Origin of the sequence: Inquilinus ginsengisoli, from assembly GCF_050434925.1 — a bacterium.
Lineage (GTDB): Bacteria > Pseudomonadota > Alphaproteobacteria > DSM-16000 > Inquilinaceae > Inquilinus > Inquilinus ginsengisoli_B.
On record NZ_JBNDJK010000001.1, the window covers coordinates 5,755,325 to 5,781,486 of the forward strand.

Annotated in this window: 30 protein-coding genes; 19 read left to right on the forward strand and 11 right to left on the reverse strand. The window is 68.6% G+C overall.

The window, feature by feature from the left end; translation table 11 throughout:
• Positions 1-18: 18 nt before the first annotated feature.
• Entirely contained in the window at positions 19-939 is a 921-nt protein-coding gene (locus QFZ27_RS27450) for a LysR substrate-binding domain-containing protein (protein WP_429229642.1), read from the reverse strand.
• A 94-nt stretch (positions 940-1,033) separates the two neighbouring features.
• On the opposite strand from QFZ27_RS27450, the gene QFZ27_RS27455 reads away from it, so the two are divergent.
• Both QFZ27_RS27455 and QFZ27_RS27460 read left to right on the forward strand, forming a co-directional pair.
• Positions 1,034-1,369 carry an ArsR/SmtB family transcription factor gene (locus tag QFZ27_RS27455; protein ID WP_429229643.1) on the forward strand — a complete coding sequence of 112 codons (336 nt, stop codon included), beginning with the start codon at positions 1,034-1,036 and terminating at the stop codon, positions 1,367-1,369.
• Between the two features lie 44 nt (positions 1,370-1,413).
• On the forward strand, positions 1,414-1,863 hold the full coding sequence (locus QFZ27_RS27460) for an SRPBCC family protein (protein WP_429229644.1): 450 nt from the start codon (positions 1,414-1,416) through the stop codon (positions 1,861-1,863).
• Positions 1,864-1,912: 49 nt separating this feature from the next.
• Here QFZ27_RS27460 and QFZ27_RS27465 read toward each other — a convergent pair whose 3' ends face one another.
• Together QFZ27_RS27465 and QFZ27_RS27470 are read right to left on the reverse strand one after the other, a co-directional pair.
• Entirely contained in the window at positions 1,913-2,488 is a 576-nt protein-coding gene (locus QFZ27_RS27465) for a 2'-5' RNA ligase family protein (RefSeq protein WP_429229645.1), read from the reverse strand.
• 137 nt (positions 2,489-2,625) lie between these two features.
• Positions 2,626-3,591 carry a quinone oxidoreductase family protein gene (locus tag QFZ27_RS27470; protein WP_429229646.1) on the reverse strand — a complete coding sequence of 322 codons (966 nt, stop codon included), beginning with the start codon at positions 3,589-3,591 and terminating at the stop codon, positions 2,626-2,628.
• A gap of 91 nt (positions 3,592-3,682) precedes the next feature.
• Between QFZ27_RS27470 and QFZ27_RS27475 the strand changes: the two genes are divergently transcribed.
• Positions 3,683-4,546 (forward strand): LysR substrate-binding domain-containing protein, encoded by an 864-nt coding sequence (locus tag QFZ27_RS27475; protein ID WP_429229647.1) that lies wholly within the window; start codon positions 3,683-3,685, stop codon positions 4,544-4,546.
• Positions 4,547-4,549: 3 nt separating this feature from the next.
• On the opposite strand, the gene QFZ27_RS27480 is transcribed toward QFZ27_RS27475, so the two are convergent.
• Complete coding sequence (locus tag QFZ27_RS27480; RefSeq protein ID WP_429229648.1) at positions 4,550-5,416, reverse strand: aldo/keto reductase family oxidoreductase; 867 nt, start codon at positions 5,414-5,416, stop codon at positions 4,550-4,552.
• Between the two features lie 132 nt (positions 5,417-5,548).
• Positions 5,549-6,031: a MarR family winged helix-turn-helix transcriptional regulator gene (locus QFZ27_RS27485; protein WP_429229649.1), complete on the reverse strand. Its 483-nt coding sequence runs from the start codon at positions 6,029-6,031 to the stop codon at positions 5,549-5,551.
• Between the two features lie 116 nt (positions 6,032-6,147).
• Between QFZ27_RS27485 and QFZ27_RS27490 the strand changes: the two genes are divergently transcribed.
• Entirely contained in the window at positions 6,148-6,552 is a 405-nt protein-coding gene (locus QFZ27_RS27490) for a VOC family protein (RefSeq protein WP_429232498.1), read from the forward strand.
• Between the two features lie 57 nt (positions 6,553-6,609).
• Here the strand turns inward: QFZ27_RS27490 and QFZ27_RS27495 are convergent, their stop codons facing one another.
• Both QFZ27_RS27495 and QFZ27_RS27500 read right to left on the reverse strand, forming a co-directional pair.
• Entirely contained in the window at positions 6,610-7,509 is a 900-nt protein-coding gene (locus QFZ27_RS27495; RefSeq protein ID WP_429229650.1) for a GFA family protein, read from the reverse strand.
• 28 nt (positions 7,510-7,537) lie between these two features.
• On the reverse strand, positions 7,538-7,774 hold the full coding sequence (locus QFZ27_RS27500; protein WP_429229651.1) for a hypothetical protein: 237 nt from the start codon (positions 7,772-7,774) through the stop codon (positions 7,538-7,540).
• 90 nt (positions 7,775-7,864) lie between these two features.
• On the opposite strand from QFZ27_RS27500, the gene QFZ27_RS27505 reads away from it, so the two are divergent.
• The 8 genes from QFZ27_RS27505 (at position 7,865) to QFZ27_RS27540 (ending at position 18,980) form a co-directional block, all read left to right on the forward strand.
• Positions 7,865-9,085 carry a hypothetical protein gene (locus QFZ27_RS27505; protein ID WP_429229652.1) on the forward strand — a complete coding sequence of 407 codons (1,221 nt, stop codon included), beginning with the start codon at positions 7,865-7,867 and terminating at the stop codon, positions 9,083-9,085.
• A 45-nt stretch (positions 9,086-9,130) separates the two neighbouring features.
• A complete protein-coding gene (locus QFZ27_RS27510; RefSeq protein ID WP_429229653.1) occupies positions 9,131-9,775 on the forward strand; it encodes a Vgb family protein in 645 nt (214 codons plus the stop codon).
• A gap of 117 nt (positions 9,776-9,892) precedes the next feature.
• Positions 9,893-11,413: a TIGR02677 family protein gene (locus QFZ27_RS27515; protein ID WP_429229654.1), complete on the forward strand. Its 1,521-nt coding sequence runs from the start codon at positions 9,893-9,895 to the stop codon at positions 11,411-11,413.
• Positions 11,410-12,687: a TIGR02678 family protein gene (locus QFZ27_RS27520; RefSeq protein ID WP_429229655.1), complete on the forward strand. Its 1,278-nt coding sequence runs from the start codon at positions 11,410-11,412 to the stop codon at positions 12,685-12,687. Before QFZ27_RS27515 ends, QFZ27_RS27520 begins: the two co-directional genes overlap by 4 nt.
• Positions 12,684-16,847 (forward strand): TIGR02680 family protein, encoded by a 4,164-nt coding sequence (locus tag QFZ27_RS27525; protein ID WP_429229656.1) that lies wholly within the window; start codon positions 12,684-12,686, stop codon positions 16,845-16,847. The genes QFZ27_RS27520 and QFZ27_RS27525 overlap by 4 nt, the downstream gene beginning before the upstream one ends.
• On the forward strand, positions 16,844-18,082 hold the full coding sequence (locus QFZ27_RS27530) for a TIGR02679 family protein (protein ID WP_429229657.1): 1,239 nt from the start codon (positions 16,844-16,846) through the stop codon (positions 18,080-18,082). Before QFZ27_RS27525 ends, QFZ27_RS27530 begins: the two co-directional genes overlap by 4 nt.
• A 230-nt stretch (positions 18,083-18,312) precedes the next feature.
• Positions 18,313-18,555: a type II toxin-antitoxin system Phd/YefM family antitoxin gene (locus tag QFZ27_RS27535; protein WP_429229658.1), complete on the forward strand. Its 243-nt coding sequence runs from the start codon at positions 18,313-18,315 to the stop codon at positions 18,553-18,555.
• Positions 18,555-18,980 (forward strand): type II toxin-antitoxin system VapC family toxin, encoded by a 426-nt coding sequence (locus QFZ27_RS27540; protein ID WP_429229659.1) that lies wholly within the window; start codon positions 18,555-18,557, stop codon positions 18,978-18,980. Before QFZ27_RS27535 ends, QFZ27_RS27540 begins: the two co-directional genes overlap by 1 nt.
• 44 nt (positions 18,981-19,024) lie before the next feature.
• Here the strand turns inward: QFZ27_RS27540 and QFZ27_RS27545 are convergent, their stop codons facing one another.
• The 3 genes from QFZ27_RS27545 to QFZ27_RS27555 all read right to left on the reverse strand — a co-directional run bounded on the left by QFZ27_RS27545 (position 19,025) and on the right by QFZ27_RS27555 (position 20,878).
• Complete coding sequence (locus tag QFZ27_RS27545; protein ID WP_429229660.1) at positions 19,025-19,354, reverse strand: hypothetical protein; 330 nt, start codon at positions 19,352-19,354, stop codon at positions 19,025-19,027.
• A gap of 134 nt (positions 19,355-19,488) precedes the next feature.
• Positions 19,489-19,962, reverse strand: coding sequence for a methyltransferase family protein (locus QFZ27_RS27550; RefSeq protein ID WP_429229661.1), 474 nt, complete (start codon positions 19,960-19,962; stop codon positions 19,489-19,491).
• Between the two features lie 22 nt (positions 19,963-19,984).
• Entirely contained in the window at positions 19,985-20,878 is an 894-nt protein-coding gene (locus QFZ27_RS27555; RefSeq protein ID WP_429229662.1) for an NAD(P)/FAD-dependent oxidoreductase, read from the reverse strand.
• Here QFZ27_RS27555 and QFZ27_RS27560 point away from each other — a divergent pair.
• The gene (locus QFZ27_RS27560; RefSeq protein ID WP_429229663.1) at positions 20,877-21,116 is read left to right on the forward strand and encodes a hypothetical protein; all 240 of its coding nucleotides are present in this window, start codon (positions 20,877-20,879) and stop codon (positions 21,114-21,116) included. The genes QFZ27_RS27555 and QFZ27_RS27560 overlap by 2 nt on opposite strands.
• A 49-nt stretch (positions 21,117-21,165) precedes the next feature.
• Positions 21,166-21,813: a TetR/AcrR family transcriptional regulator gene (locus QFZ27_RS27565; protein WP_429229664.1), complete on the forward strand. Its 648-nt coding sequence runs from the start codon at positions 21,166-21,168 to the stop codon at positions 21,811-21,813.
• Between the two features lie 339 nt (positions 21,814-22,152).
• Here QFZ27_RS27565 and QFZ27_RS27570 read toward each other — a convergent pair whose 3' ends face one another.
• Complete coding sequence (locus QFZ27_RS27570; RefSeq protein WP_429229665.1) at positions 22,153-22,710, reverse strand: TetR/AcrR family transcriptional regulator; 558 nt, start codon at positions 22,708-22,710, stop codon at positions 22,153-22,155.
• Positions 22,711-22,918: 208 nt separating this feature from the next.
• Here QFZ27_RS27570 and QFZ27_RS27575 point away from each other — a divergent pair, with 208 nt between their 5' ends.
• The 5 genes from QFZ27_RS27575 to QFZ27_RS27595 all read left to right on the forward strand — a co-directional run bounded on the left by QFZ27_RS27575 (position 22,919) and on the right by QFZ27_RS27595 (position 26,136).
• Positions 22,919-23,659 carry an SDR family NAD(P)-dependent oxidoreductase gene (locus QFZ27_RS27575; protein WP_429229666.1) on the forward strand — a complete coding sequence of 247 codons (741 nt, stop codon included), beginning with the start codon at positions 22,919-22,921 and terminating at the stop codon, positions 23,657-23,659.
• Positions 23,660-23,724: 65 nt separating this feature from the next.
• On the forward strand, positions 23,725-24,207 hold the full coding sequence (locus QFZ27_RS27580) for a nuclear transport factor 2 family protein (protein WP_429229667.1): 483 nt from the start codon (positions 23,725-23,727) through the stop codon (positions 24,205-24,207).
• An 8-nt stretch (positions 24,208-24,215) separates the two neighbouring features.
• A complete protein-coding gene (locus tag QFZ27_RS27585) occupies positions 24,216-24,947 on the forward strand; it encodes an SDR family oxidoreductase (protein ID WP_429229668.1) in 732 nt (243 codons plus the stop codon).
• Positions 24,948-24,976: 29 nt separating this feature from the next.
• Positions 24,977-25,723, forward strand: coding sequence for an SDR family NAD(P)-dependent oxidoreductase (locus QFZ27_RS27590; RefSeq protein ID WP_429229669.1), 747 nt, complete (start codon positions 24,977-24,979; stop codon positions 25,721-25,723).
• A 14-nt stretch (positions 25,724-25,737) separates the two neighbouring features.
• The gene (locus QFZ27_RS27595) at positions 25,738-26,136 is read left to right on the forward strand and encodes a VOC family protein (protein ID WP_429229670.1); all 399 of its coding nucleotides are present in this window, start codon (positions 25,738-25,740) and stop codon (positions 26,134-26,136) included.
• The last annotated feature ends 26 nt before the right edge of the window (positions 26,137-26,162 follow it).

The following is a 26,162-nucleotide window of genomic DNA, read 5'->3' on the forward strand; positions in this document are numbered from 1 at the left end:
TGACGGTGTAGGGCAGCCTCAGGCGGTCCGGCGCCCGCTCCCGGCCGCGCCCTGCCCGGCCGCTTCGACCTCATGCAGCAGCCAGCGCTGGAAGCCCAGCAGATCCGGCCGGCGCTCCGCCCCCTCGGAGGCGACCAGCCAATAGGCGGTCTCGGCCTCGATCGTGGGCAGGCCCACTTCGACCAGGCCGCCGGAGGCGAGGTCCTGGTCGACCAGCGGCCGCCGGCCGAGGGTGATGCCGAGCCCCATGGCCGCCGCCTCGAACGCCATCTGGATGGTGTCGACCCGCAGGCCGCCGGCGAGGCCGACGCCTTCGGTGCCCGTCCGCTCCGCCCAAGCCTGCCAGTCCTCGCTGGCCGGGGTGACATGGATCAGCGCGGCCCGGCGCAGGTCGACGGCCCCATCCTCACCGAGGATGGTTTCGCGATAGGCCGGGCTGCACACCGGCACCAGGCTTTCGCCGAACAGCCGGGTCCAGGTGGCACCGGCGGCGCGGCTCATGCGGATGGCGAAGTCGAAGCCGTCGACCGGGAAGCCGACCTGCCGGCGCGAGGTGTCGACGGTGACGCCGATGGTCGGCCAGCGCTCGCCGAAGCGGTGCAGCCGCGGCAGCAGCCAGCGCGAGGCGAAGGTCGGGGCGCAGCTGACGGTGATGGTGCGCCGCTCGCGGTGATGCGGCAGGCGCTGAGTGCCGATGGCGATCAGCGACAGCGCCTCGGAGACATAGGGCAGGTAATCCGCCCCCTCCGGCGTCAGCGACAGCCGGCGCGGCTCACGCACGAACAGCGCGACGCCCAGCGTCCGCTCCAGCCCGACGATGCCGTGGCTGACCGCGCTCGGCGTCACGTTCAGCTCGGCGGCGGCGAGCTTGAAGCTGAGATGGCGCCCGGCCGCCTCGAAGAAGCGAAGGGCGGCGAGCGGCGGCAGGCGAAGCGGCATCCGCGGAGCATATCCCGGCCCGGCCCAGGAGCGCAGCCCCAGCCGATAGAACCCCGCCTGATCTTGACAAGCAACCAAAAGGTTGCATATTGCGATGATGCTGAGCGACGACGATGCCGTGTTCCGGGCTTTGGCGGATGCCAGCCGCCGGGAGCTGCTGGACCGGCTGCATGCGGAGAGCGGCCAGACGCTGGGAGAGCTCTGCCGCGGGCTGGAGATGACGCGGCAGGCTGTGACCAAGCACCTGGCGATCCTGGAGGAGGCCAACCTGATCTCCTCGAAGCGGCAGGGCCGGGAGAAGCTGCATTTCATCAATCCCGTGCCGATCCACGAGATCGCGGAGCGTTGGATCCGCAAATTCGAGCAGCCGCGGCTGGAAGCGCTGTCGGAACTTAAACAGAGGCTCGAACGGCAGAGCGACGACACCTGACCCCGGCCTCGCGAACAACCAAGACAACAGCAAGGAACGACGTCATGGCTGGAAGCACCTTCGTCTACGTCACCTTCATCCGCACCACGCCGGCCGCGCTGTGGCAGGCGCTGACCGACCCGGAGGCTACCCCGCGATACTGGCTGGGCGTCCGCCACGAGGCCGAATGGCGTGCCGGCGGCGCCTGGAAACTGATCCTGCCGGACGGCCGGGTCGCCGACACCGGCGAGGTCCTGGAGTTCAACCCGCCGCGGCGCCTGGCGCTGCGCTGGCGCAACGAGTTCCTGCCGGAGTTGAAGGAAGAGGGCTGGTCGCGCTGCACCATGGACATCGAACCGGCCGGCGAGGCGGTCAAGCTGACCGTGACCCACAGCATGGACCGCGAGGGCTCGAAGCTCATCGAGTCCGTGTCCGGCGGCTGGCCGCTGATCCTGTCGAACCTGAAGTCGCTGCTGGAGACCGGCTCGGTGGTGATGGAGTCCCGCCCGGGCTGACTGGTGCCGGCCCGGGACCGTCCATGGTCCCGGGTATCCGGCTGGAGCATCAGGTGCCCAGCGGCCAGCGGTCGATCACGTCATACTGGGTGAGGCCGAGCCGGCTGCGGATCAGGACGAAGTCCCTCGCCTGAAAGCGGATCGGCTTGATCAACTGCGTCGGGACCGGTTGCGGGCCATAGGACAGGGTCACGTGCGGTGTGATCGTGGCCGCCGCCTTCAAGCCATTCCGAAGCATGGCCGCGCCGAGGGTGCGGAACAGCATCATCAGGGCCTCGCCGCCGTCGCCGAGCAGAACCAGCGGTCGCCGGTTCTGCCTGTGCGGCGCGGGCTCGAAGCTGTGCACGGCGCGGAGCCAGATGTCGAACGGCGCCAACATCACGGCCCTCGCGGCCAGGCGCGCCGCATAGACCGCCTTGCTCGGCAGGTGCGGATAGTCGCCGACATGGTGCAACGACATGTGCAGGCGGTCCCGCCGCAGCCGTGATCCGTCCAGGCGATGCTGGAGGAAGATGTGGTCGCCGAGCCGCATGACCCTGCCGCCGGCCGCCTCGTCCGGCATCACGCAGAAGAACAGCCGATCCCGGTTCGTCGGAGGGCCCAGAAAATCGAAGACGTGCTGCATATCCAGCCTCCTAGAGTGAGCTCGCCTTCCGCTTCCTTTGTTGTCAGTGTTGACTTAGTATGGAACATATAGAGAACGAACGCAAGCCAAGGCGTCATGCCCCTCGCCCGAGAGGACGGGGCATGGCAATTCCACCGCTAAGACAGCAGCACCGTCGCTCCGGTCGTCTCGCGCGCCTCGAGCCGGCGGTGTGCCTCGGCGGCCTCGGCCAAGGGCAGGCGGGCGTGGACCGGGACCGTCACCGCGCCGCCGGCGACCACGTCGAACAGCTCACGGCTCATCGCCAGCACCTCCTCGCGCTTCCGGAGATGCTCGAACAGCAGCTGCCAGGTGGCGAAGAGCGAGCCCTTCTGCATCAGCAGGGTAATGTCGAAGGGCGGGATCGGGCCGGAGGCCGAGCCGAAGCTGACGAAGGTGCCGAAGGGCCGCAGGCTGTCGAGCGAGCCTTCGAAGGTGGCGCGGCCGACGCCGTCATAGACCACGTCGCAGCCCTGCCCGCCCGTGATCTCCCGCACCCGCGCGGCGAAATCCCGGTAGTCGAGGACATGATCGCAGCCATTCGCGCGGGCGAGATCGGCCTTCTCGGGCGAACCGACCGTGCCGATGACGGTGGCGCCGAGATGCTTCGCCCATTGCGTCAGGATCAGCCCGACGCCGCCCGCCGCCGCATGCATCAGAATGGTGTGGCCGGGCGCGACCTTGAACGTGCGGCGCAGCAGGGACTGCGCCGTCAGCCCCTTCAGCAGCATCGCCGCGCCGGTCTCGAAGTCGATCGTGTCGGGCAGGTGCACCAGGAAATGCGCCGGCACGATGCGCTGCTCGGCATAGGCGCCGAGGGTCTCGACATAGGCCACGCGGTCGCCGGGGGCAAAGCCGGCGACGCCCTCTCCGACCTCAACGACCTCGCCGGCGCCCTCATTGCCGGGGATGAAGGGCAGGCCCGGCGGGGCATAGGCGCCGCTGCGGAAATAGGTGTCGACGAAGTTGAGGCCGATCGCCCGGTTGCGGACCAGCACCTCGCCTGGGCCCGGCCGGCCGATCGCGACCTCCTCATAGCTCAGGACCTCGGGGCCGCCGTGGCGGTGAACTCGGATCGCTTTCATGGGTCCCTCGTTGCGCTGCTCAGGACCGGGAGATGGCACGCCGTGGGACTTCGCTGTAGCCTGATATCGGCAACATCTGAGTTCAGCAAAGATGATATCCGAGCAGATCGGCCTCGACCTTCTCCGCACCTATGTCGCGGTGTGCCGGCAGGGCAGCCTGAGCAAGGTCGCGGCCCAGACCGGCCGCACCCAGTCGGCGCTGAGCATGCAGATGCGCCGGCTGGAGGGGCTGCTGGAGCGGCACCTGTTCCAGCGCACCGGCCGCGGCGTGGTGCCGACCGCGGAGGGCGAGATCTTCCTCGGCTATGCCACCCGCATGCTGGCCCTCGGCGACGAGGCCGCGGCCCGGCTGCAGCAGAAGGAAATGAAAGGCGGCGTCCGCATCGGCTTGGCCGAGGAGGTGGCCACCACGGCGCTGCCGGCCGCGCTGGGGCGGCTGCACCGCGCCTATCCCGACATCCGCCTCGACGTGGTGGTCGAGCACAGCGTCGCGCTGGGCAAGCTGTGGGGCGAGGACGGGCTGGATATCATGCTCGGCCCGACCTCGGTGGTGCAGGCCGACGCCCTGGCCGCCTGGACGGTCGAGCTGCCATGGGTGTGCGCGCCCGACCATGCCCCGGATCCCGACCGGCCGCTCGACCTCGTCGCCTTCACCGCGCCCTGCCTGTGGCGCCGGCGCATGATCGAGGCGCTGGCGGCGGCCGGCCGGGAGCATCGCGTCACCTTCACCAGCCAGAGCATCACGGCGCTGCAGGCGGCAATCGAGAACGGGCTGGGCGTCGGGGTGCTGCCGCCCGATTCCGTCCGTCCGGGATCGATGAAGGTGCTGAAGGCCGGGGTGCCGGGGCCGCTGGCTGCCCAGTACGGGCTGTTCGCCCGCGACCGCCGCCCCCCGGTGGTGGACGCCGCGATCGGCGTGCTGCGCGAGGGCCTGCCGGCGGCGCCCCGGCCATAAGCGCTACCGGCCGATCGCGTCGAGCTCGGCCATCGTCGCATCCGGCAGCACCAGCTCCGCCGCCTTCAGGTTCTCGCGCAGATGCTCGGGCGACGAGGTGCCCGGGATCAGCAGGATGTTCGGCGCGCGGCGCAGCAGCCAGGCCAGAGCCACCTGGCGCGGCGTCGCGCCCAGCCCCTCGGCGATCCGCGACAGGGCCGAGGACTGGATCGGCGAGAAGCCGCCGAGCGGGAAGAACGGCACATAGGCGATCCCCTGCCCCGCCAGCTCGTCGACCAGCGCGTCGTCGTCGCGCTGCACCAGGTTGTACTGGTTCTGGACGCAGACGATCGGGGTGATGCGCCGCGCCTCCGCCACCTGGGCCGAGGTCGCGTTGCTCAAGCCGACATGGCGCACCAGCCCGCGGCGCTGCAGCTCCGCCAGCGCCGTGACCTGCGCCTCGATCGAGCCTTCGCTGGGCGCGTGGATGTCGCCCATGATCCGGACATTGACGACGTCCAGCACGTCGAGGCCGAGGTTGCGCAGGTTGTCCTGCACCGCGCGCTCGAGCTCGGCCGGCTCCTGCGCCGGGATCCAGGACCCGTCGCCGCCTCGGACCGCGCCGACCTTGGTGACGATCGTCAGGGTGTCCGGATAGGGATGCAGCGCCTCGCGGATGATCTGGTTGGTGACGTGCGGGCCATAGAAGTCGCTGGTGTCGATATGGTCGACGCCGGACTCCACCGCCTCGCGCAGCACGGCGACGGCGGCGGCGCGGTCCTTCGGCGGCCCGAACACGCCGGGGCCGGCCAGCTGCATGGCGCCGTAGCCCATGCGGTTCACGGTGCGGTCGCCGAGGGGGAACGCGCCTGCGGCGGAAAGGGTCGGCATATCGGGTCTCCTTGAGGGACGATCCCCGATATGGCGGCGATGGTTCTGTTGGATAATGCCGCCCGATCCGCACAGGCTGTTGGAATTTGCGAACAATGCGCCTGAGCCGGAACGACCTCGCTGCGTCAGGTCCTAAAGCCCGGCGATCAGCTTCCGCAGCAGCGCGTTCAAGGTCTCCTGCTCGGCCTGGCTCAGCACCGAGAGCAGCTTTTCCTCATTGGCGACATGGCGGCCGATGGTCTCGTCGATCAGGCGCCGGCCGGTCGCGGTCAGTGCGATCAGCTTGCCGCGGCGGTCGTTCGGATCGGGCCGGCGCTCGACCAGCCCGGCCTGCTCCAGCCGGTCCAGCCGGGCGGTCATGCCGCCGGAGGATTTCATCAGCGCCTCGGAGAGCGCGGTCGGCGACAGCATGCAGGGCTCACCCGAGCGCCGCAGCGTCGCCAGCACGTCGAACTCGCCCGGCTGCAGGCCGGCCTCGGCGAAGAGCGGGTTCAGGTGATCACGCATTACCCGCTCGGCCGCTTCCGACAGGCGGCCGAAGATCGCCATCGGCAGGCCGGGAAGATCCGGGCGCTCGCGGGCCCATTGCTCGACGGCCTTGGCCGCTCGGTCCATCTCAACCCTCTCGACGATGAGTATCTTGACGACGAGATACAACTCGCCTACTAACTTTCCGTCGAGATGATAAGGCGATCCGCAGTATCCGGTGAAGGAGGAAAACCGTGCCGAAGATGATTTTCGTGAACCTGCCCGTGCGCAATCTCGCAGTCTCCGGCGCCTTCTATGTCGCGCTGGGCGGCACGGTGAACGCCCAGTTCTCGGACGACAACGCGACGTCGGTGATGCTCTCCGACGCGATCGGCGTGATGTTGCTGACCCATGACCGCTACCGCCAGTTCACCCAGCGGCCGATCGGCGATGCGCGGCGCGAGAGCCAGGCGCTGATCGCGCTCAGCGTCGACAGCCGCGAGGCGGTGGATCCGACCGTGGCCAAGGCAGCGGCCGCCGGCGGCCGGGCCGATCCCAACCCGGTGCAGGACCACGGCTTCATGTACAACCGCAGCGTCGAGGACCCCGACGGCTACGTCTGGGAGATCATGTGGATGGACCACGCCGCCATCGCCCAGCCCGCCTGACCCCGCCGCCAGTCATGACAAAGGGCGCCCGGAGCGATCCGGGCGCCCTTTTTGCCGTCACATCGGCGGCATCTTCTCGAATTGCGGCAGGGTCTCGTCGATGCGGTCCCAGGCATGGCCGCGGATGCGATAGATCACCGCCTGCGGCCTGAACCGGCCCGGATCGTCGAGGCTGGTGGCGTGGATGGTGAAGAAGTCGGGCTTGGCCGCAGAGGTCAGGTAGACCGGCGATCCGCAGGCGGGGCAGAAGGCGTGGCTCTTTACATTGCCGTTGTCGGCGACGATGTCCCAGCGCGTGGCCTCGCCCGTGAGCGTCTTCACCCCGGCGCTCAGGAAGGTCAGGTACGAGCCGTGGCCGGTGCCGCTGCGGAGCTGGCAGTCGCGGCACTGGCAGTCGTTCATGAAGATCGGCTCGGCCGCGATCTCGTAGCGGACCGCGCCGCAGGCGCATCCGCCGGCCCAGGGCTCGCTTGCCTCGTCCTCTTGCCGCGACGGTCCGCCCTCATCGGCGATGGCGCCGATATTCGCGACGACCTTCTTCCAGCCCTCGCCGAAGGTGGCGAGGGCGGACTCGTTCCTCGCGGGGACGAAGCCGGAATGCACCAGGCGAAGGCGCGTCCCGGTCTCGGTCGCGGCGAGCGTCCAGGTGACCACCGTGTCCAGCCGCGAGCCGTATCCGGCGTTGCCCTCGTGTCCGCCGGTCCAGCTATGGACCAGGCGCGCGTTCGGGATCACCTCCAGCACCTGGCAATGGATGACGCCGTCCCAGGCGCCGGCCGGCGTCGTCTGGAAGGTGAAGCGCTCGCCCTCCACCGGCTCGAACCCGGTCGGCACCATCATCCAGCGGCCGATCAGCTCGCTGGTGGTCAGCATCCGCCAGATCGTCTCCGGCGGGTGCCGGAAGTCGGTGTCCACCACGATGTCCTGCGTGCCGGACCGCGGCGCGATGTCGTTCATGATCGATCTCCTTCAGGGGGTTCAGAGGTCAGCGGGCCGCTGGATCGCGGCCGGCGACCAGCCTCAGCCAGGGCGCCGCGTGGAAGACGCTCATCAGCAGGTACATCGGCACCATTCCGGCCAGGGGCGATGCCCCCATGGCCGAGCAGAGGACATCGCCGCCGGACACGCCGGTGACCAGCGCCATGACGGCGAAGGTGGGCGTGGCGGCGAGATGCAGCCAGCCGGCCGCGCTGGGCGGGCGGGACCTCGTTAGGTCAGCCATCGTTCCGCTCTCCATTGGTGTCCGGTGGTCATGGGGTAGACTGCTGCCGGGGAGCGACCAGCGGGGAGTGACAAGTGTGACGGGATTCCGATGGACTCGCTGATCACGGCGGCGGGGCGCGCTCTCGCCGCGGGCGATCCGCTCGGCGCCCTGAACCGGGTCGCGCTGCGCGACGACGCGCCGGCGCTGGCGCTGCGCGGCATCGCCATGGCGCAGCTGGGCGACCTCGCCCGGGCGAAGGTTCTGCTGCGCCGGGCGGCGCGCGCCTTCGGGGCGAAAGAAGCGGTGGCCCGCGCCCGCTGCGTCGTCGCCGAGGCCGAGGTGGCGCTGGCCTCGCGCGACCTGGGCTGGCCGCCCAAGGCGCTGGATGCGGCGCGGGCGACGCTGGAGGCGCATGGCGACCGGCTGAACGCCGCCCATGCACGCACCCTGGCGATCCGCCGCCTGCTGCTGATCGGGCGGCTCGACGAGGCCGAGCAGGCCCTGTCCGACCTCGACCCCGCCCCCTTCCCGCCGGCCTGGCGCACCGCACATGAGCTGGTGATCGCCGGGATCGCGATGCGGCGCCTGCGCACCGCACCGGCTCGCGCCGCGCTGGCCCGGGCCGGCCACGCCGCCCGCCTCGCCCGGATCCCCGCACTGGCGGCGGAGGTCGAGAGCGCCTCCCGCCTCCTCGACACGCCGGCGGCCCGCCTGATCGCGCGCGGCGAAGAACGCTCGCTGCTGCTGGCTGAGGTCGAGGCGCTGCTGCAATCGCCGGCGCTGGTGGTGGATGCCTGCCGCCATGCCGTCAGCGAGGCCGGCACCATGGTGCCGCTGGCCCGGCGCCCGGTGCTGTTCGCCCTGGCCCGCGCTTTGGCCGAGGCTTGGCCCGGCGACGCGCCGCGGGGCGTGCTGCTGCAGCGGGCCTTCGGCGCGAGATTCGCCGATGAGTCGCATCGGGCGCGGCTGCGGGTCGAGATCGGGCGGCTGCGCGCGGCGCTGAAGCCGCTGGCGGATGTGCACGCCACGGCGCGGGGCTTCGCCCTGGTGCCGCGCCACGGCCGCGAGGTGGTGGTGCTGGCCCGGCCGGTCGAGGAGCGGCATGCGGCGGTGCTGGCCTTCCTCGCCGACGGCGAATCCTGGTCCAGCTCGGCCCTGGCGCTGGCGCTGGGCGCCAGCCAGCGCACCGTGCAGCGGGCGCTCGACGCGCTGGCGGAGGCCGGCAAGGTGCAGTTCTTCGGCCAGGGCCGGGCGCGCCGCTGGGTGACCCCGCCTTTGCCCGGTTTCACGACCGCCTTGTTACTCCCGGCCCTGCTGCCCGACGGCTAGAATGAACCCATGAGACGACCAGGAAACCGAACGGAGGCGCGACCCATGGCCGACATCATCCGCGAATACGGGCCGTTCCCGGGCATCGACGAGGTGGCCGGCGTCACCTATGACGGCGAGCACGTCTGGTTCGCATCCGGCGACAAGCTCAACGCGCTCGATCCGAAGAGCGGCAAGACGGTGCGCTCGCTCGACGTGGCGGCGCATGCCGGCACGGCTTTCGACGGCCGGCACCTGTTCCAGATCGCCGAGAGCCGGATCCAGAAGATCGACCCCGAGACCGGCCGCGTGCTGGCCACCATCCCGGCGCCGGGCGGCGGCGGGGATTCCGGCCTCGCCTGGGGCGAGGGCACGCTGTGGGTCGGGCAGCACCGCGAGCGCAAGATCCACCAGGTCGACCCCGAGACCGGCCGCGTGCTGCGCACCATCGACTCCAACCGCTTTGTCACCGGCGTCAGCTGGGTCGACGGCGAGCTGTGGCACGCCACCTGGGAGGCCGATGAGAGCGAGCTGCGCCGGATCGACCCGCAATCGGGCGAGGTGCTGGAGAGCCTGGAGCTGCCGGCCGGGGTGAATGTGTCGGGCCTCGAATCCGACGGCGCCGACCAGTTCTTCTGCGGCGGCGGCAACACCGGCACGATCCGGGCGGTGCGGCGGCCGAAGCGGGGCGCCACGAGGAGCGGCTCCTAGATCCTGTCGTCATGGCCAACAAATCATCACGGAGGCCGCCACGGGGCTTGACGGGCTGCGAACGAAGCACAAACCTTCGCCGGTATCGGAGGCACCGCATCGGAGCCAACAGGCCTCGTGTCAGCTGCAGAGTCCTCGGCCGATCTGTTCCGGCACGTGAGTGCCGAAAAGGCGGCGTTCTATCGCTGCATCATGGAGGTCTTTGCGGCCGCGAAGCGCCAGTACCGGCTGCAGTTGAGACCCGATGAGGTTCTGGTCGAGGCCAGGTGGCAGGGTCCTGCGCCCCGTATCGAGGACGTCAACGCCGCGCTGGCCCAGCTCACGGCATGGGGCAATCTGGAATCCCATCCGGACACGGCGCGGGTCTCGAGCCTGAGCGACTTCTATCGGGCCCGTTTCCTCTACCGGCTGTCGCAAGGCGGCGAGGCCGTCGAATCCGCTCTGACGGTCTTCGTGCAGACTCTGCAACGCCGGGCCGAGCTTCAGACCGTCGCACTCGAGGATATCGCGAGCAGGCTCGAGGCGCTCCGGGTGCTGGTCGGCGCCTCCGACGTCGACGTCGCCAAGATCCACGAGACCATGCGCGATCTGGTGCGGGTTTTCGAAGGGCTGGCGGAGAATGCGCAGGCCTTCATGGCCGGGGTGGCGCGCAGCATCGAACTGCAGCGGGCCGAAGCCGGCTCGGTGGCGAGCTATAAGCGCCGATTGATCGACTATCTCGAACGGTTCATGGGCGACCTCGTCCGCCGCTCGGATTCGATCGCACGCCTGATCAGGGCTCTCGAGCCCCAGGTCGACGCCATGCTGCAGCAGGTCGCCGCGCGCGAGGCGCGCGACGCCGCCCCGGACGATGCGCGGGGCCAGGCCGATGCCCGAGACCGTTACCGCGCGATCTGGCAGGAGCGCTGGATCGGTCTGCGCGGCTGGTTCATCAGTACCGGGAACGAGCCGCCGCAGGCCGAGTTGCTGCGGGCGCGGGCCCGGTCCGCCATTCCGCAGCTCCTGGCCGCGATCGCCGCGATCAATGAGCGGCGCAGCGGCCGCAGCGACCGCTCGGCGGATTTCCGGGTGCTCGCCGGCTGGTTCGCGGCTTGCGGCGACGACGATGCGGCGCACCGGCTCGCCCGCGCGGCCTTCGCAATCAACCCGGCGCGGCATTTCCTGCTGAATGTCGATGCCGAGGCGGAGCTGCCGGCCCATACGCCCTGGGCCGAGGCCCCGCCGCTGCGCATCCATCCCCGCCTGCGGCAGTATGGCGAAGCCACGCCCCGGGGCCCGCTGCCGCGGGTGAAGGACCGCGGCGAAGCCCGAGCCCTGCTCGCGGTTCAGCTCGCGCAGGAATCGGCGCAGGTGGAGGCGGCGCGCCGGCGCCTGGCCACCGGCCGGCCGGCGCGGCTGTCCGACCTCGGCGAGCTCGATCCGGCCGCGTTCGGCCTGTTCCTCGGATTGCTGGGCGAAGCCTTGAGCGAGCAGCGTGGGCCCGACGCCGCCGTGGAACGGCGGACCGGCGACGGTCTGCTGGATATCCGGCTGGAGCCGCTGGCGGCCGACAGCCATGCCAGCATCGCGACGCCGCACGGCATCTTCGCCGGCCGCGATCATGTCATCACCATCTCGCCGACACAGGCCGGCGAATGAGCGACCAGGGCGCAGACCGGGCTAGCCGCGGCCTCCGCGAGCGACAGCAGCGGGTCGAACGCGACGAATTCCGTGCAGCCGTGCGAGGCCTGCTGATGGCACCGCTGATGAGCTCGGGTCACGAGGACTTCACCGCGGTGCGCCGCCACGCAGACCCCCTGCGCGAGTGGTTCGCGCGCGAGACCGGCTGGATCCTCCACGTCGACCGCGAGGGCGCCCGCCTGTACAAGCGGCCGGCCGACCTGGACGATGCGACACGCGGCCTGCGCGGCTATGGCCGCGGCCGCTACGTGCTGCTGTGCCTGGCCTGTGCCGTGCTGGAACGGGCCGATCCGCAGATCACGCTGCGCATGCTCGGCGAACGGGTACTGACGCTTGCCGCCGCCGAACCGGTGCTCGCGGCGCTCGACTTCACTTTCACCCTCGGCAGCCAGAGCGAGCGGCGCGATCTGGTGGCCGTGTGCCGCACGCTGCTCGAACTCGACGTGCTGCAGCGGGTCGCCGGCGACGAGGAGTTGTTCGTCCAGGCGACAGGCGATCACGCCGACGCGCTGTACGACGTGCACCGCGGCGCGTTGGCCGGCATGCTGGCGGCCGTGCGCGGTCCCTCGACCTGGCCGCCGGAGGACGCGCCTGCGACCCTCGAACAGCGGCTGCACGCGCTGGTCGACGAACACGTGGCCGACAGCGAGGAAGGGCGGCGCACGGCGCTGCGCCACTCCATCGCACGGCGGCTGCTGGACGATCCGGTGGTCTATGTCGAGAGCCTCGATCCGCAGGCCCGCGCCTATTTCGTCAACCAGCGCGGCACCATGGCGGCGCGCTTGTGCGAGGCCGCCGGCCTGGTGCCGGAACAGCGCGCGGAAGGCCTCGCGCTCACCGACGAAACCGGATCGCTGACCGACGTCGCGATGCCGGCCGAAGGGACCGATGCCCATGTGACGCTGCTGGTGGCCGAGTATCTCGCGCGCCGCCCCGCCGGTGACGAAGCGGCCCGCGGTGCCGTTCCGGTGCCGGACATCACCGACTTCCTGCGCCGGTCCGGGGAGCGTTTCGGCCGCTACTGGCGCAAATCGGCGCGCGAGCCGGGCGCCGAGCACGAACTCGCCGCGATCGCGATCGAACGCCTGGAGAAGCTGCAACTGGTGGGACGCGATTCCGACGGCGTCCGGTCACGGCCGGCGCTGGCACGCTTCTCGCTTGGCGAGGCCGAGATCGAACCGGTCGGCAACGCCCGGCGCGCCCAGGCGGAGCTCGGGCTCGACATGCCATGAACGACAGCCCGGCCCTGTTCGCGGCGTCCGGCGCGAAGCCGGCCCTGCCGATGCCGACGCGGGAGCGCTGGCAGCCGCTGCGGATCGGCCTGGTGGAGCTGTTCCATTATGATAGCGAGGAGTTCTGGTTCCGCGACGGCCATCTGCTGCTGCGCGGGAACAACGGCACCGGCAAGTCGAAGGTGCTGTCACTGACCCTGCCCTTCCTGCTCGACGCGCAGCTCAAGCCCTCGCGCGTCGAGCCGGACGGCGACGGCGGCAAGAAGATGGCCTGGAACCTGCTGATGAACAGCTACGACAGGCGCATCGGCTATGCCTGGATCGAGTTCGGCCGCCTTGGCAAGAACGGCACGCCGCATTTCCTGTCGCTGGGCGCCGGCCTCTCGGCGGCGGCGGCCCGGCCGCAGGTGGATGCCTGGTTCTTCATCCTGGAGGACGCGGACGGCGCGCGCATCAACCGCGACCTGTGGCTGATGAGCCCGCAGCAGGTCGTGCTGACCAAGGACCGCCTCCGGGAAGCGCTGCACGGCCGCGGCCATGTGTTCGAGACGGCACGCGACTACCGCCGCGCCGTGGACGAGCGCCTTTTCGGGCTCGGGCCCCGGCGCTACGACGCGCTGATGGACACGCTGATCCAGCTGCGCCAGCCGCAGCTGTCGAAGCGGCCCGACGAGACCGCGCTGTCGGACGCGCTCACCGAAGCCCTGCCGCCGCTCGCCCCCGAGCTGCTTGGCGACGTCGCCGAGGCGCTCGGCCAGCTGGAGGAGGACCGCCGCCAGCTCGACGAGTTCCAGGCGCTGGCCAGGGCGGTCGAGCGTTTCGAGCAGCGCTACCGGGTCTATGCCGGGACCCAGAGCCGCCGGCAGGCGCGAGTCCTGCGGCACGTGCAGACGGAATTCGACAATGCCAGCCGCGCCCGCAACGACGCACAGGCGCGGCTCGAGCAGGCGCTGGCCGACGAGGACCGCGCCCGTCTCCAATCCGACCTGGCTGAGACGGAGCTCAAGCGCGCCCGTGCCCGGCTCGACGCGCTGCGCGACGATCCCGCCATGCAGGACGCCAGGGCCCTGGAGCGCGCCGAGATCGATGTCGCGCGGCGACGGGAGGCGTCCGGGAACGCCTCCGCAGCCGTCGACGAAGCCGTCCGCCGGCTGAACCAGATCCGGGAGGATGTGGTTCAGGCCGGGCAGCGGGCGGATCACGCGCAGCGCACCCTGTCGGAGCAGCGCCGGGACGTCGCACCGCACGCCAAGGCTGCCGGTCTCGCCGGCGGGCATGATGCGAGCCCCGTCGCGGCACTCGATGCCGCCTCTCTGGTCGCGCTCGCGCAGAGCGATTTCGACGAAGCCGGGGCGGCCTTGCAGGCGGCCGTGACGGGCCGGCGCGAGGAAATCGCGCTGGTGCGGCGGCGCCGGGACGACGCGGAAAGGGCGGAGCGGGAGCACGCGGAGCATCGTCGCGTCCGAGACGATAGGCAGATCGACGCGGATGCCGCGGAGGATCGCCGCGCGCAGGCCGATGCCGAGGTGGACAAGCAGGGAGACGCCCTGGTCGGCGATTGGGAACGCCATATCGCCGGCCTCGTGCAGCTGACCGTCGAGCCCGAGGAGGCCGCCCGGGCGCTCGCCGCCCTGGCCGCCTGGGTGTCGGTCCTGGACGGCGACAACCCGGCGCGAAGCCTGCTGCAGGCGGCGCAGCAGCGCGCCATGCAGCGGCTGGCGGAGCGGGCGGCAGCGATCGACGGCCTCCGCAAGCTCCTCGATGCCGAACGGAGCGCGATCGAGGACGAACGCCGCCGCCTCGAAGCCGGCTCGGATCCGGAGCCGTCCCCGCCCTATACGCGCGACCCGGACACGCGGGTGGCACGCGAAGGCGCTCCGTTCTGGCGGCTCGTCGATTTCCGGGACGCGGTGACCGAGGCGCAGCGCGCCGGGCTCGAGGCCGCGCTGGAGGCCGCCGGGATACTCGACGCATGGGTCTCGCCCGAAGGCCGATTGCAGGCGGGCGACGGCGGCGCGGTGCTGCACGACACGCAACTGCTGACCCGGGTGCGACAGCAATCCTCGCTGGCGGATTGGCTGGTTCCGGCGCCGCCGCCCGACAGCATGGTGCCCGCCGACGTCGTGGCGCGGCTGCTCTCCGGCATCGCCTGCGCCGACGAGGATGTGGTCGAGGCCGAAGCCTGGATCGGCCCTGACGGGCGCTTCCGCCTCGGCACACTCGCGGGCGCCTGGATCAAGCCGGCCGCGGTCCATGTCGGCCACACCGCCCGGGCCGCGGCCCGCGCCAGGAGGCTGGCCGAGATCGCGGCACGGCTGGCGCAGCTGGCCGACGACGATGCGGCGCTGCGGGCGATGGACGAGGAGCTCGGCTCCGACCGCCACCGCGCCGGGGAGGAGTGGCGCCGGGCCCCGTCCGACGATGCGCTCCGCGGCGCTCACCTGGCGGTCGTGGCGGAGGCGCGCAACGTGCAGACCGCCCGCGCGCGTCTGGCCGAAGCCGAGGACCGGCACCGGGCGGCCGAACAGGTCCTCAAGGCGGCGCGCGAGCGGCTCGCAGCGGACGCGGCCGATCTGCGCCTCCCCGAGGCCGCCGAGGCCCTGTTCGGCGTCGAAGCCGCGCTGGATCGCTACCGCGACTCGGTCGGCCGGGTCACGCACGCTGCCCAGGCGGTGCGCCTCGCACTGCCCGAGTTGCACCGGTCCCGCATCCGCGAGGAGGAGGCGCGAGAGGACCGCGAGGCGAGCAAGGAACGCTTCGCCGCCGCCCGGACCGAGTTCGAGGAAGCTGCGGCGCGGCTCGAAACGCTGCGCGACGCGGTCGGCGCCAGGGTCGAGGATCTCTTGCGGCAGCTGGCGGAGGCCCGGGAGGCGGCCGAGGCCAGCGAGGCCGCGCTCGAGCGGGCCCGAAAAGGATTCCAGGCCGCCGGCGAGACCCGCGCTGTGGCGGGTGCGGAGGCCACCGCCGCTCAGGAGACCTTGCTGCAGCGTGGCGACGCCCGCGCCCAGGCGGTGGTCCAGTGGCAGCACTTCGCCGCCACCGGGCTGCTGGCGGCCGCGATCCCTCGTATCGAGCTGCCGGATATGCGCTCGCCATGGACCATCGATCCGGCGCTGACGCTGGCGCGGCGCACCGAACAGGAGCTCGCGGAGCTCAAGGATGACGACGATGCCTGGTCGCGCGTGCAGAGGCAGATGAACGAGGAGTTCGCCGAGCTGCAGCGCGCCCTCGGCGCGCTGGGCCATCAGGCCGTCGCGGATATCGGCGATTGGGGCCTGGTCGTCCATATCGTCTACCAGAACCGCCCGGAGCGCCCGGACCGTCTCGCCGCCCTGCTGCTCGACGAGATCGCCCAGCGCAGCGAGCTGCTGACGGCCAAGGAGCGCGAGGTGCTGGAGAACCATCTGCAGGCCGAGATCGCCGCCGAGATCCAGCGCCTGTTGCAGGGCACTGAGCGCCAGCGTGACGCGATCAACCGAGAGCTGCACAAACGCCCGACCTCGACCGGCGTCCGCTTCCGCCTGGTGTGGCAGACGCTGAGCGAGGACGAGGGCGCCCCCTTCGGCCTCGAGACCGCGCGCAAGCACCTGCTCAACACCAGCGCGGACCTCTGGTCGCCGGAGGACCGCGGCGTCGTCGGCGCCATGCTGCAGCGCTGCATCCTCGCCGAACGCGAGCGCGGCGACGCGTCGGGCGGCGGCAGCCTGCTCGACCAGCTCGCCGCCGCGCTCGACTATCGCCGCTGGCATCGGTTCCGGGTGGAGCGCTGGCAGGACGGGCAGTGGCGCAAGCTGTCCGGGCCGGCATCCAGCGGCGAACGCGCCCTCGGCCTGACGGTGCCGCTGTTCGCGGCGATCGCCAGCTTCTACGGCCAGGGCGCCTCGGCGTTGGCGCCGCGGCTGATGCTATTGGACGAAGCCTTCGCCGGCATCGACGACGCCGCGCGGGCCCATTGCATGGGCCTCATCCGGGAATTCGACCTCGACTTCGTCCTCACCAGCGAACGCGAATGGGCCTGCTATGCCGAGCTGCCCGGCGTCGCGATCTGCCAGTTGCAACGGCGCGAAGGCATCGATGCCGTGTTCGTGTCGCGCTGGACCTGGGACGGCCGGGCACGCACGCGCGATCCCGATCCGGACCTCAGATTCGCGTCGGCATGAGCGACCCGGCCGATGCCCGCCTGCAACGCCTGCTCGGCGGCGACCGCCTCGCCGGGCTGCGCCAGCGCCTGCGGCGGCGCTTCGCCCGCAAGGACGTGGTGCCGGAGCAGATCCACATCGACCGCCTGACCGCCGAGGAGCATGCGGCACTGGCGTCGCTCACCGGCCGGCCGCAGCGGTTCTCCGCCTCCATGCGCATCGATCTCGGCCTCGTCGACGCATCCTTTCGCAATGCCGGCATCGCGGCCTCGCTGCGGGACGCGCTGGAACGGCTGGACGGCCCCATCGTCGACGCGGCGGCGCGCCTGCAGCTTCGCGATCGATGGGCGCAGGCCGTCGAGAGCTGCCGCGATCCCGTCCTGTCGGAGCTGCTCGGCGGTGCCGCCGGCCTCGGCCTGCTGAGGCGCCTGGCGCGGCAAGATCCGGCGAGGGCGGCGACGCTGTGCCGCCATGCGGAGGCCGTCCTGCTGCGGCTGCCCGCCCGCGGCGTGACGCGCTCCCAGCTCGCGGCCGAGGTGCTGGGCGATGCCCACGCCCTGGACGCCGGCCGGCCGGCCGCGACCCTGGTTCTCGCGGCATGGCGCCGTCGCGTCCTGTCCGAGCGCGGGGAACCGGACGAGGAGCCGGATTCGCCGCGGGCAGCCGAACGGAGCCGCGAGCTCTGGGCCGCCGCCGGCGTGCTGGTCAACGAGCTGGCGCGCCCTGCCCTGTTCCTGAACCTCCCGGTGGAGGGGACGGGCGACGAGGGCGGCGGAGAGCCGCGCTACGCCTCGTTGCGCTCGCTCCTGCGCGCGCCGCCGCGCTGGGACGTGTCGGGCCGCGACGTCCATGTCTGCGAGAATCCCAATCTGGTCGCGATCGCAGCGGATCGCCTGGGTCCGGAGTGCCGGCCGCTCGTCTGCACCGACGGCATGCCGGCCGCCGCCCAGCGGACGCTGCTCTCCCAACTGGCCGGAGCCGGGGCGCGGCTGCGCTATCATGGCGACTTCGACTGGCCCGGCCTGCGCATCGGCAACCAGGTGATGCGCGAGCACGGCGCGGAGCCGTGGCGCTTCGGTGCGGACGATTATGCGACCGCGATCCGCAACGTCCCGCGTGCGGCGCCGTCCCTCGCCGGGGCAACGGTCGCCTCATCGTGGGATGCCGCGCTGACTGAAGCCATGGCGAAGCACCGCATCATGGTGGCCGAGGAGGCTGTGGCGGACGTGCTGCTGCAGGATCTCCAATCCCGATGATCCTGCATGCGTATCGCGGCGGCGCTCCGGCGTGCGGGACGCCGCCGAACCGGTGCGATCGCCAAGGAGCGTTCGCGGATGGCGGCCGGTCGAGACCCGGCCCAGGAACTCGTGATCGAAGGGATTGCAGTGGGGGGCCATGCCGTCGGTCGAGGCCACGGCCAGATCTCTTCGCTGGAATTGCCCGACGTCGCGAGTTATATGACCATTTACATGGTCAGGAGCGTGGCATGGACGTGGTCAATCTGGCGGATGCCAAGGCCCATCTGAGCGAGCTCGTCGATCGGGTCGAAGGCGGGGATTCGATCGATATCACGCGACGCGGCAAGCCGGTGGCAAGGCTGACCGCCGTGGCGAGGCCCCGCAAGCGGGTCGATCTGGCTGCGCTCCAGGCCTTGACGGCAGCCATCCCGGCGCAGACGCAGGACGCCGCTGAACTGGTGCGGTCGATGCGGGATGGCGATCGCACCTGATGCTCTATCTCGATACGTCGTTGATCGTCGCAGCGCTCTCCAACGAAGCTGCGACGCCGCTCGTTCAGCGCTGGCTCGCGGCGCAGGATCCGGCGCGGCTGCTGATCAGCGACTGGACCATCACCGAGCTGTCATCCGCCCTGGCGATCAAGCTGCGCGCCGGCCGGATCGCGCTGGATCAGCGCGCTGCGGCGCTGGCCATGTTCAACAAGCTGGTCGCGGAAAGCTTCACCGTTCTTCCGGTCGCCGGCCGGCATTTCCGGACAGCGGCGACATTCGTCGATCAGCACGCGCTCGGGCTGCGCGCGGGTGATGCGCTCCATCTCGTGGTCGCGTCGGAGCACGGCGCCACGCTGCACACGCTCGGCCATCGGCTCGCCCACGCCGGCCCGGTGCTCGGCATACCGACGCGACTCCTGTCTTAGTCCAGTCTATCCGTCGGCGCCTCGACGTGCCCGGCACGTTACGATCAGCCTTCCGCGAATCTCAGCACGCGTCGAATGGCCTCCAGCTTCTCCTCGGACAGGCCGGCAAGGCTGCCTTCATCCAGATAGCCTTCGCGGATGAGGACGGCAAAGACGAAGGCGAGTTGCGAATACCGATAGTCGAACAGGGTGTCGATATGCCTGCGCTGCTGGCGCAGATACTCTTCGAGATCCCACATCTCGGACGGCGTCGCCACCCGAGCGGCCTTGGTCTTGAACTCGGCCACGATTCTCGCGAGCGCCGCGTCGAGTGCGGCTTCATAGGCGCGGCGTGCAATCTTCTTCTCGGACGGGGTCCATTTGAGGTCGAACATGAGCGTGGCCTTCTATTCGCTCGAAGAGCAGCAATGTCGCGCCTCACTTGCTGAACGTCTTCCCGGAGGGGGGCGCGGCAAGGAAGCCGGTGCTGGTTTATCAGAAGGCCCCGCAGGCGGCAGCGGCGGAATAGTCAGAGCCAGCGGCGAACCTCGGTCTTGTAGCGGCGGTAGTCGTCGCCGAACTTCGCTTCGAGATAGCGCTCCTCGCGGGCGATCACCTGCGTCTGGATCGCGATCAGCACCAACGGGAGCAAGGCAAAGGCGATCGGCCCGTCGAAGCCGATCGCAAGGCCGGCATAGACAAGCGCCATGCCGAGATACATGGGATTGCGGGTCCACCGATAGGGACCGGTCGTTGCGATGAGGGTCGTTGGCTGCGACGGCGGAACGTTGGTGCCCAGCCGCCGGAACAGCCCCGCCGCCGCCAGCATCATCGCCGCGCCGGCAACGAACAGCAGCGCGCCCGTCGCGACCAGCAACCGCCAGTCGATGCCGAAAGAGCGCAGGGTGACGAACCGCTCCGCCGCCAGCCCCAACAGCAGCGCTCCCAGATAGACGAAGGGCGGAGGGAAGCGCACACCCGCGCTGTCCGGTTCGACGGCCATGCTCATTCTCCGATCCGTGCTCTCAAGCCAGCATCGACTGCTGGGCGGAGATGCCCGCCATCGCGCCTTGCCATGATGCCGTGGTGACCGACGGCGTGAGGGGGTTGGCGAGGTCGCCGGCGGCGTAGATGCCGGGCGTGCTGGTTTCGCGGCGCTCGTCGACCTTGATGGCGATGCCGAGGGGCGTATCGACCGTGGCGAGACCCAGTGGTTCATGCAGGCTTGCGGATGGCGTGTTGCGCGGATGCGCGAACAGGATGTCGACCGCGACATCGGGGCCGGCATCGAGCTTGACGGTGGCGCTATGGCCCCCGTGACGGGCGATCCCGGTGATCCGGCCATCGACGACGGGTATGGTGCGGCGCGCCAGATCGGCCCGGATATCGGGCGGAATGTCGTGACCATCGGCGAAGACCGTCAACCTGTCGGTCCAATCGTGGAACAGCCTGACCTGATTGTGCGACTGCCGGCCGGACCAGACGAGGCCCCAATGCTGGCCGGCGACTTCAAAGCCGTCGCAATAGGGGCAGGGCACGATGGAGGTGCCCCAGCCTTCGGCAAAGCCCGGAACATCAGGCATCTGATCGGCGACGCCATAGCTCAGGATCAGGCGGCGCGCGGCAAGGCTTTCGCCATCGCCAGTGAGGACGGAGAAATCGTCGATGGTGCCGGAGACGCTGTCGGCCCGGGCACTGACCAGCCTGATCGTGGGATAACGCGCCAGCTGCTGCCGCGCCTCGGCCAGGATGTCCAGCGGTGGCTTGTGATCGTGACCGAGCAGGCCATGCGAGTGGCCGGCGAAGCGATTGCGCGGCAGGCCGGTATCGAGAACGGTGACCTTGCGGCGGGCACGGCCGAGCTGCAGGGCGGCGGCGAGACCGGCAAAGCTGCCGCCGATGATGATGACGTCATCCATGGTGATGGGCTCCGTGTTGTGGATGGAGGGGGTTGGGCTGGGCCTGGCGCGCAACATCGTCCAGCGATACGCGCTCGAGACGGGCAGCGAGCAGGGCTTCGGCATCTGCGAGAAAGTCGCCCATCACTATGTTACCCGGCCGGACAATGCCGCATTCGATATCGCCGGGCGGCCGGGGAAACTTGATTTGGAGGACGGTCGAAAACCTACCCATTGGCTTGCACGTTTCAGATACTAAGTGGTATCGTAATGCAGAAATTACGATACTGTCAAGGACTGGAATTGTCGTGACCGTGAACAGCCAGGGCCGGCGCGGCCGGCCCGCCAACCAGGCGCTTGGCCAAACGATCGTCGACGCCGCTTGCGAACTCTTTGTGGAATTGGGTTTTCAAGCGACGACATTGGACAAGGTCGCCCAGCGGGCGAGGATATCCAAGCTCAGCATCTATCGGCACTTCGAGAACAAGGAGGCGCTGTTCAGCGCGGCCATCGCGGCCCACTGCCATCAGTTTGCACCACAGGCCATTTTTGAAGGCGTCGACGGTTCGGCCGAAGATCAGCTCATGGCGGTGGGAACATCCCTGCTTCGCACGCTGTTGAGCCCGGACGTCCGCAGTGTCGAAGCCATGATCATGGCCGACAAGACGAATCAAACGTCGTTAAGCAAGCTCCATTACGAAGCCGGCCCCGCCTATGTCATCGCCCAAACCGAGGCCCTGTTGCGTCAGTTGCACGCGAAGGCGGTTCTGAACGTGCCCGATCCTCTCCGGTCCGCCCGCTTGTTTGCCGCGCTTATCAAAGGATCCGATCTCCTGCTTATCGCCCGCTTCGATCAGGCGAGAGCACAGGACGACAACGAAATCGAATCCTATTGCCGGTCGGCCGTCGCGATGTTCATCGCCGCGCACGGTGGCAACGACCACGCGGGCGGATAGCCTGGACGAGGCCGCGAAGGAGGGCGTTCAAGCGCGGCCAAATGGATGAGACAGGCACGGCAGCGAATATTGGCGCTTCGACTGCGCGATCGCCACCGTTCCCCCTACTCCCACTCGATTGTTCGCAGCATTGCTAACACGTTGAAATTGCTCACGTAAAAAATCTCACTCTCAAAGATTACCGTCAGCTGTACCGTCTCGAAAGGCTGACTGTTGATTTCATTGGCGAAATTCGGCGTTTTCAAGAAACCCTACCTTCGCCATCTGTCGGCCCTTTGCGGACCGTTCCAGGTCTGATGTCCAGATCACGAACGCGACCAAAAGTACCGTCAATTGCCGTCACCGACCTTTTCGGAACGATGCTTCTTGGCCAAACTCCCCCTCAAGCGCGCGCCCTGCTGTTCGTGAGCAGTCCACCAGTTTCTTCTGGGTGTAGCCGAGCCGAGCGTAGGACGAGAGCCCACGCAGGTTGAGCAGCAGATAATCAGTTATCCGGTCTATCTCTCTCTTCGGCGCGTGCCCGGCAATGTAGCTTCGGATTAATTCCCTAGGCTTCTTCGCCTGCTCGGCGGCCAGAGCTCGCGCCTGCTCGTCATCGGCTTGCATAGCCTCAGTGATCATACATCCACGCTTGTCGGCATCCTTGGTGTAATGGCGGGCAGCCGCCACCATCAGGTCCGTCAGTGCCTCCGCCGGAGGTCTGCCGGGACGCAAGATGGTCTCGATGTGCAAAAAGTCCGTCGACCGATAAGAGCGCAGCGCCCGCTCGAACAGCGCCAGCTTATTCCCATAGGCCGCATAAAGGCTCGGTGGATTGATCTCCAGCGCCTGCGTCAAGTCGGCGATGCTCACAGCATCGTAGCCGCGGGCGTGGAACAAGGCCTTCGCCGTCTCCACGCCCTTTTCGCGGTCGAACGCCGGCCGTCTCTGTCGTGTGGTGGGAAGTGACGCAGGGTTGGATTCCATCGCCCCTATATAGCGATTCCTACATCAGTTCTCAAGCGGAAACTCTGCCATCATATAGCGAACGGTACATAACCCTTGCCATGCCATGACTGAGAGATTATAGCGTTCACTACATATTCAAGGCAGCCAAAGAGCCACCATGTCATTCGCACAGAAGATCGCCGTCGTTACAGGCGGGACGTCGGGGATCGGCCTCGCAATCGCGCAGGAACTCGCATCGCAAGGTGCGAAGGTCATCATCACCGGCCGCAATGTGGAAAAGCTCAACGCGGCCGTCGAGACGCTGGGCAGCGATGCTGAGGGCGTCCAGGCAGAGACATCCAACCTTGCAGATCTCGATCGGCTCTACGCTCATGTGAAAGACAGACATGGTCGCCTTGATCTGTTGGTCGCCAATGCCGGCGCCGGCGAGATCGTGCCCCTCGCGTCGATTTCCGAGGAGCATTTCGACCGGGCGTTCGAGGGCAACGTCAAGGGCGTGACCTTTTCCGTCCAGAAAGCGCTGCCGCTGATGGTCCAAGGTGGTGCAATCGTCATCATCGGCTCGACATCGTCGATCCAACCGGGACCGGGCCTCAGTGTCTATGGCGGCACCAAGGCCGCGCTGCGCGCGATGGTTCGCGGCTGGGTCGTGGAAATCAAGGGTTCGGGTGTCCGCATCAATATCCTCAGTCCGGGACCGACCGATACGGCATCACTGCGCTCGTTCCTCGGCGACCAGGCAGAAGGAGCGATCGCCTATCTCAACGATCGCAGCACGATCGGCCGCATCGGTCAGCCTGAAGAGATCGCCCGTGCCGTGGCGTTTCTGGGGAGCGATGCCGCCAGCTACATCAACGGCGCCGAGTTGTTCGCCGACGGTGGCGCTTCGCAGGTCTGACGCCCCCCAATCCGACAAATCCCAAACTGACAACCTCGTGGCAACTGCCTGAAAAAGGAACCTCGATGCCTGCCAATGAATACACCCATAACGCTCTCGACCGTCTCGTGATCGAGAGTGAGATCAACCGGCTGCTCGCCACCTATATCCATAACGTGGACGACGGAAAGATCGTTGAAAACGCCGAGCTGCTGGCCGATGCCCGGTTCCAGGTGGGCGATACTGTCGTCAATGGCCGCGACGAAGTCGCCCAGTTCTTCAGAAACAACGTGCAGCATCACCAGGATGATACGCCGCGCACCTGGCACGCGTTGTCGAACATCCTCATCGATATCGAAAGTGCAACGACGGCAAGGTCGGTGAGCTACTTTACCGTACATCAGGAACTGCCCGGCCTGCCGCTGCAGCCGATCGTGACCGGGCGTTACGTGGACACGTTCACGCTTCGCGATGGAAAGTGGCGTTACGCGTCGCGCTGGGTCCAGCCCCGCCTGTTCGGTGATGTCAGCTTCCATGTCGCCGCGCCGGCCGACAACGCCGCGGCCTGAGGAGGCAGATGATGACCAACAAGCGACAGGCACTGGTCACCGGCGCCAACAAGGGGATCGGCTTTGCCATCTCCAGGGGACTTGCCCAGGCGGGCATGTCGGTCTGGATGGGCGCTCGCGATCGCGCCCGTGGAGAGGCGGCTCTCCAGAAATTGCGCGACGAAGGGCTCGATGTCCGGTTTCTGGACATCGATGTCGCCGATGATATTGGCGTGCATCGTGCGGCCGAGACAGTCGGAAGCGAAATCGACGCACTACACGTCCTCGTCAACAATGCCGGGATGTTGGTCGATGTGACCACGCCGCCCAGCAAAGTCCGGATGGAGGATGTGAAGGCGACCTACGAAGTCAACCTCTTCGGCCCCATTCGAGTGACACAAGCGTTCATTCCGCTGCTCAAGGCGGCGGAGGATGCCCGCATCGTCATGATGAGCAGTGGCGTCGGTTCTCTCACGCTGATCACCGATCCGACCTCGATATTCTCGACCGTCAATCTCCTTGATTATAGCTCGTCGAAAGTGGCGCTCAACGCCGTGACGGTTTCCTTCGCCAAGGAGCTTGAGCCTCTCGGTATCAAGGTGAATGCGGTCGAGCCCGGCCATGTGCAGACCGACCTCAACGACAATACCGGCTTTCTCACGCCTGAGGAGGGGGCGGCGACCGCAATCAGGATGGCATTGATCGGGAAGGACGGCCCATCAGGCGGCTTCTTCGGCAGCCATGGCAGGCAGCCGTGGTGAGTGCAACGGGCTATAAAAGGAGCAATACAGTGAGCACATCAGACAGAAGCAAAGTCGCCGTCGTGACCGGCGGCAGCAGCGGGATCGGCTTTGCCATCGCGCGAAAGATGGCGGCGCAGAGCATGCGGGTCATCATCACCGGGCGCCGCCGGGATGCGCTTGATCGCGCTGTCGAAGACCTCGGCGGCGACGCTGTCGGGATCGTCGCCGATGTTTCCAGCACTGCGGGACTGGAGGCGCTGTTTTCCGAAATCAAGATCCGCTTCGGTTCGATCCATATCCTCGTCGCCAGCGCCGGCGGCGGTGTTCATGCGCCTCTCGGGAAGATCACCGAAGCGGCGTATGATCAGCAGTTCGATACGAACGTCAAAGGCATAGTGTTTACCGTGCAGGGCGCATTGCCGCTCATGCAGCCGGGTTCGTCCATTGTCATCGTCGGCTCGACGGCCTCCATCGATCCCGGCCCGACGATGAGCATCTATGGGGCCACCAAGGCGGCGGCGCGCAATCTCGTCCGGAGTTGGGTCAGCGATCTCAAGGGCACCGGGATCCGTATCAACATCGTCAGTCCAGGCCCGACAAATACGCAATCGCTGCGGGATGCTTTTGGCGAGCATGCGGAAGAAGGCATGGCCTTCCTCAAGAACAAGAGCCCGATCGGTCGCATCGGCGAGCCGGAGGAAATAGCAGAGGTCGCCGCCTTCCTGGCCAGCGATGCCGCCAGCTACGTCAACGGCGTCGAACTGTTCGCCGATGGCGGCGCGTCACAAGCTTGAGAGGAACGACGATCATGTCCACCGATATCATCAATCACGTCGAGTTCCCCGTCGCAGAGGCGGAGCGTGCGCGCCGATTTTACGAAGCGGTTCTGGCGCCGCTCGGGCTGACGCTCGTCATCAGCATCGATCCGGCCCGCACGCCTCATGGCGGCGCGCGACACGGCTTCGGGAAGAATGGCTATCCGAGCCTGTGGATTCACCAGCAGAGCGGGGAGAGGCTCCGGATCCATCTCGCCTTCACCGCTGATGACAGGGCAACAGTCGACGCGTTTCATGCCGCAGCACTTGCCAATGGCGGCATGGACAATGGCGCTCCCGGAATCCGAGAGCGCTATCATGACCACTATTACGCAGCCTATATCCTCGATCCCGACGGCAACAATATCGAAGCCGTCTGCCAGAGGGCTTGAAGCATCGCCGACAAGGTCAGGGACGA

Bases quoted from the DNA above. Each gene is read 5' to 3' on its own strand.
- QFZ27_RS27450 (WP_429229642.1), bottom strand. From the start codon at position 939: ATGCCGCTTCGCCTGCCGCCGCTCGCCGCCCTTCGCTTCTTCGAGGCG.
- QFZ27_RS27455 (WP_429229643.1), top strand. From the start codon at position 1,034: ATGATGCTGAGCGACGACGATGCCGTGTTCCGGGCTTTGGCGGATGCC.
- QFZ27_RS27460 (WP_429229644.1), top strand. From the start codon at position 1,414: ATGGCTGGAAGCACCTTCGTCTACGTCACCTTCATCCGCACCACGCCG.
- QFZ27_RS27465 (WP_429229645.1), bottom strand. From the start codon at position 2,488: ATGCAGCACGTCTTCGATTTTCTGGGCCCTCCGACGAACCGGGATCGG.
- QFZ27_RS27470 (WP_429229646.1), bottom strand. From the start codon at position 3,591: ATGAAAGCGATCCGAGTTCACCGCCACGGCGGCCCCGAGGTCCTGAGC.
- QFZ27_RS27475 (WP_429229647.1), top strand. From the start codon at position 3,683: ATGATATCCGAGCAGATCGGCCTCGACCTTCTCCGCACCTATGTCGCG.
- QFZ27_RS27480 (WP_429229648.1), bottom strand. From the start codon at position 5,416: ATGCCGACCCTTTCCGCCGCAGGCGCGTTCCCCCTCGGCGACCGCACC.
- QFZ27_RS27485 (WP_429229649.1), bottom strand. From the start codon at position 6,031: ATGGACCGAGCGGCCAAGGCCGTCGAGCAATGGGCCCGCGAGCGCCCG.
- QFZ27_RS27490 (WP_429232498.1), top strand. From the start codon at position 6,148: ATGATTTTCGTGAACCTGCCCGTGCGCAATCTCGCAGTCTCCGGCGCC.
- QFZ27_RS27495 (WP_429229650.1), bottom strand. From the start codon at position 7,509: ATGAACGACATCGCGCCGCGGTCCGGCACGCAGGACATCGTGGTGGAC.
- QFZ27_RS27500 (WP_429229651.1), bottom strand. From the start codon at position 7,774: ATGGCTGACCTAACGAGGTCCCGCCCGCCCAGCGCGGCCGGCTGGCTG.
- QFZ27_RS27505 (WP_429229652.1), top strand. From the start codon at position 7,865: ATGGACTCGCTGATCACGGCGGCGGGGCGCGCTCTCGCCGCGGGCGAT.
- QFZ27_RS27510 (WP_429229653.1), top strand. From the start codon at position 9,131: ATGGCCGACATCATCCGCGAATACGGGCCGTTCCCGGGCATCGACGAG.
- QFZ27_RS27520 (WP_429229655.1), top strand. From the start codon at position 11,410: ATGAGCGACCAGGGCGCAGACCGGGCTAGCCGCGGCCTCCGCGAGCGA.
- QFZ27_RS27525 (WP_429229656.1), top strand. From the start codon at position 12,684: ATGAACGACAGCCCGGCCCTGTTCGCGGCGTCCGGCGCGAAGCCGGCC.
- QFZ27_RS27530 (WP_429229657.1), top strand. From the start codon at position 16,844: ATGAGCGACCCGGCCGATGCCCGCCTGCAACGCCTGCTCGGCGGCGAC.
- QFZ27_RS27535 (WP_429229658.1), top strand. From the start codon at position 18,313: ATGGACGTGGTCAATCTGGCGGATGCCAAGGCCCATCTGAGCGAGCTC.
- QFZ27_RS27540 (WP_429229659.1), top strand. From the start codon at position 18,555: ATGCTCTATCTCGATACGTCGTTGATCGTCGCAGCGCTCTCCAACGAA.
- QFZ27_RS27545 (WP_429229660.1), bottom strand. From the start codon at position 19,354: ATGTTCGACCTCAAATGGACCCCGTCCGAGAAGAAGATTGCACGCCGC.
- QFZ27_RS27550 (WP_429229661.1), bottom strand. From the start codon at position 19,962: ATGGCCGTCGAACCGGACAGCGCGGGTGTGCGCTTCCCTCCGCCCTTC.
- QFZ27_RS27560 (WP_429229663.1), top strand. From the start codon at position 20,877: ATGGTGATGGGCTCCGTGTTGTGGATGGAGGGGGTTGGGCTGGGCCTG.
- QFZ27_RS27555 (WP_429229662.1), bottom strand. From the start codon at position 20,878: ATGGATGACGTCATCATCATCGGCGGCAGCTTTGCCGGTCTCGCCGCC.
- QFZ27_RS27575 (WP_429229666.1), top strand. From the start codon at position 22,919: ATGTCATTCGCACAGAAGATCGCCGTCGTTACAGGCGGGACGTCGGGG.
- QFZ27_RS27580 (WP_429229667.1), top strand. From the start codon at position 23,725: ATGCCTGCCAATGAATACACCCATAACGCTCTCGACCGTCTCGTGATC.
- QFZ27_RS27585 (WP_429229668.1), top strand. From the start codon at position 24,216: ATGATGACCAACAAGCGACAGGCACTGGTCACCGGCGCCAACAAGGGG.
- QFZ27_RS27595 (WP_429229670.1), top strand. From the start codon at position 25,738: ATGTCCACCGATATCATCAATCACGTCGAGTTCCCCGTCGCAGAGGCG.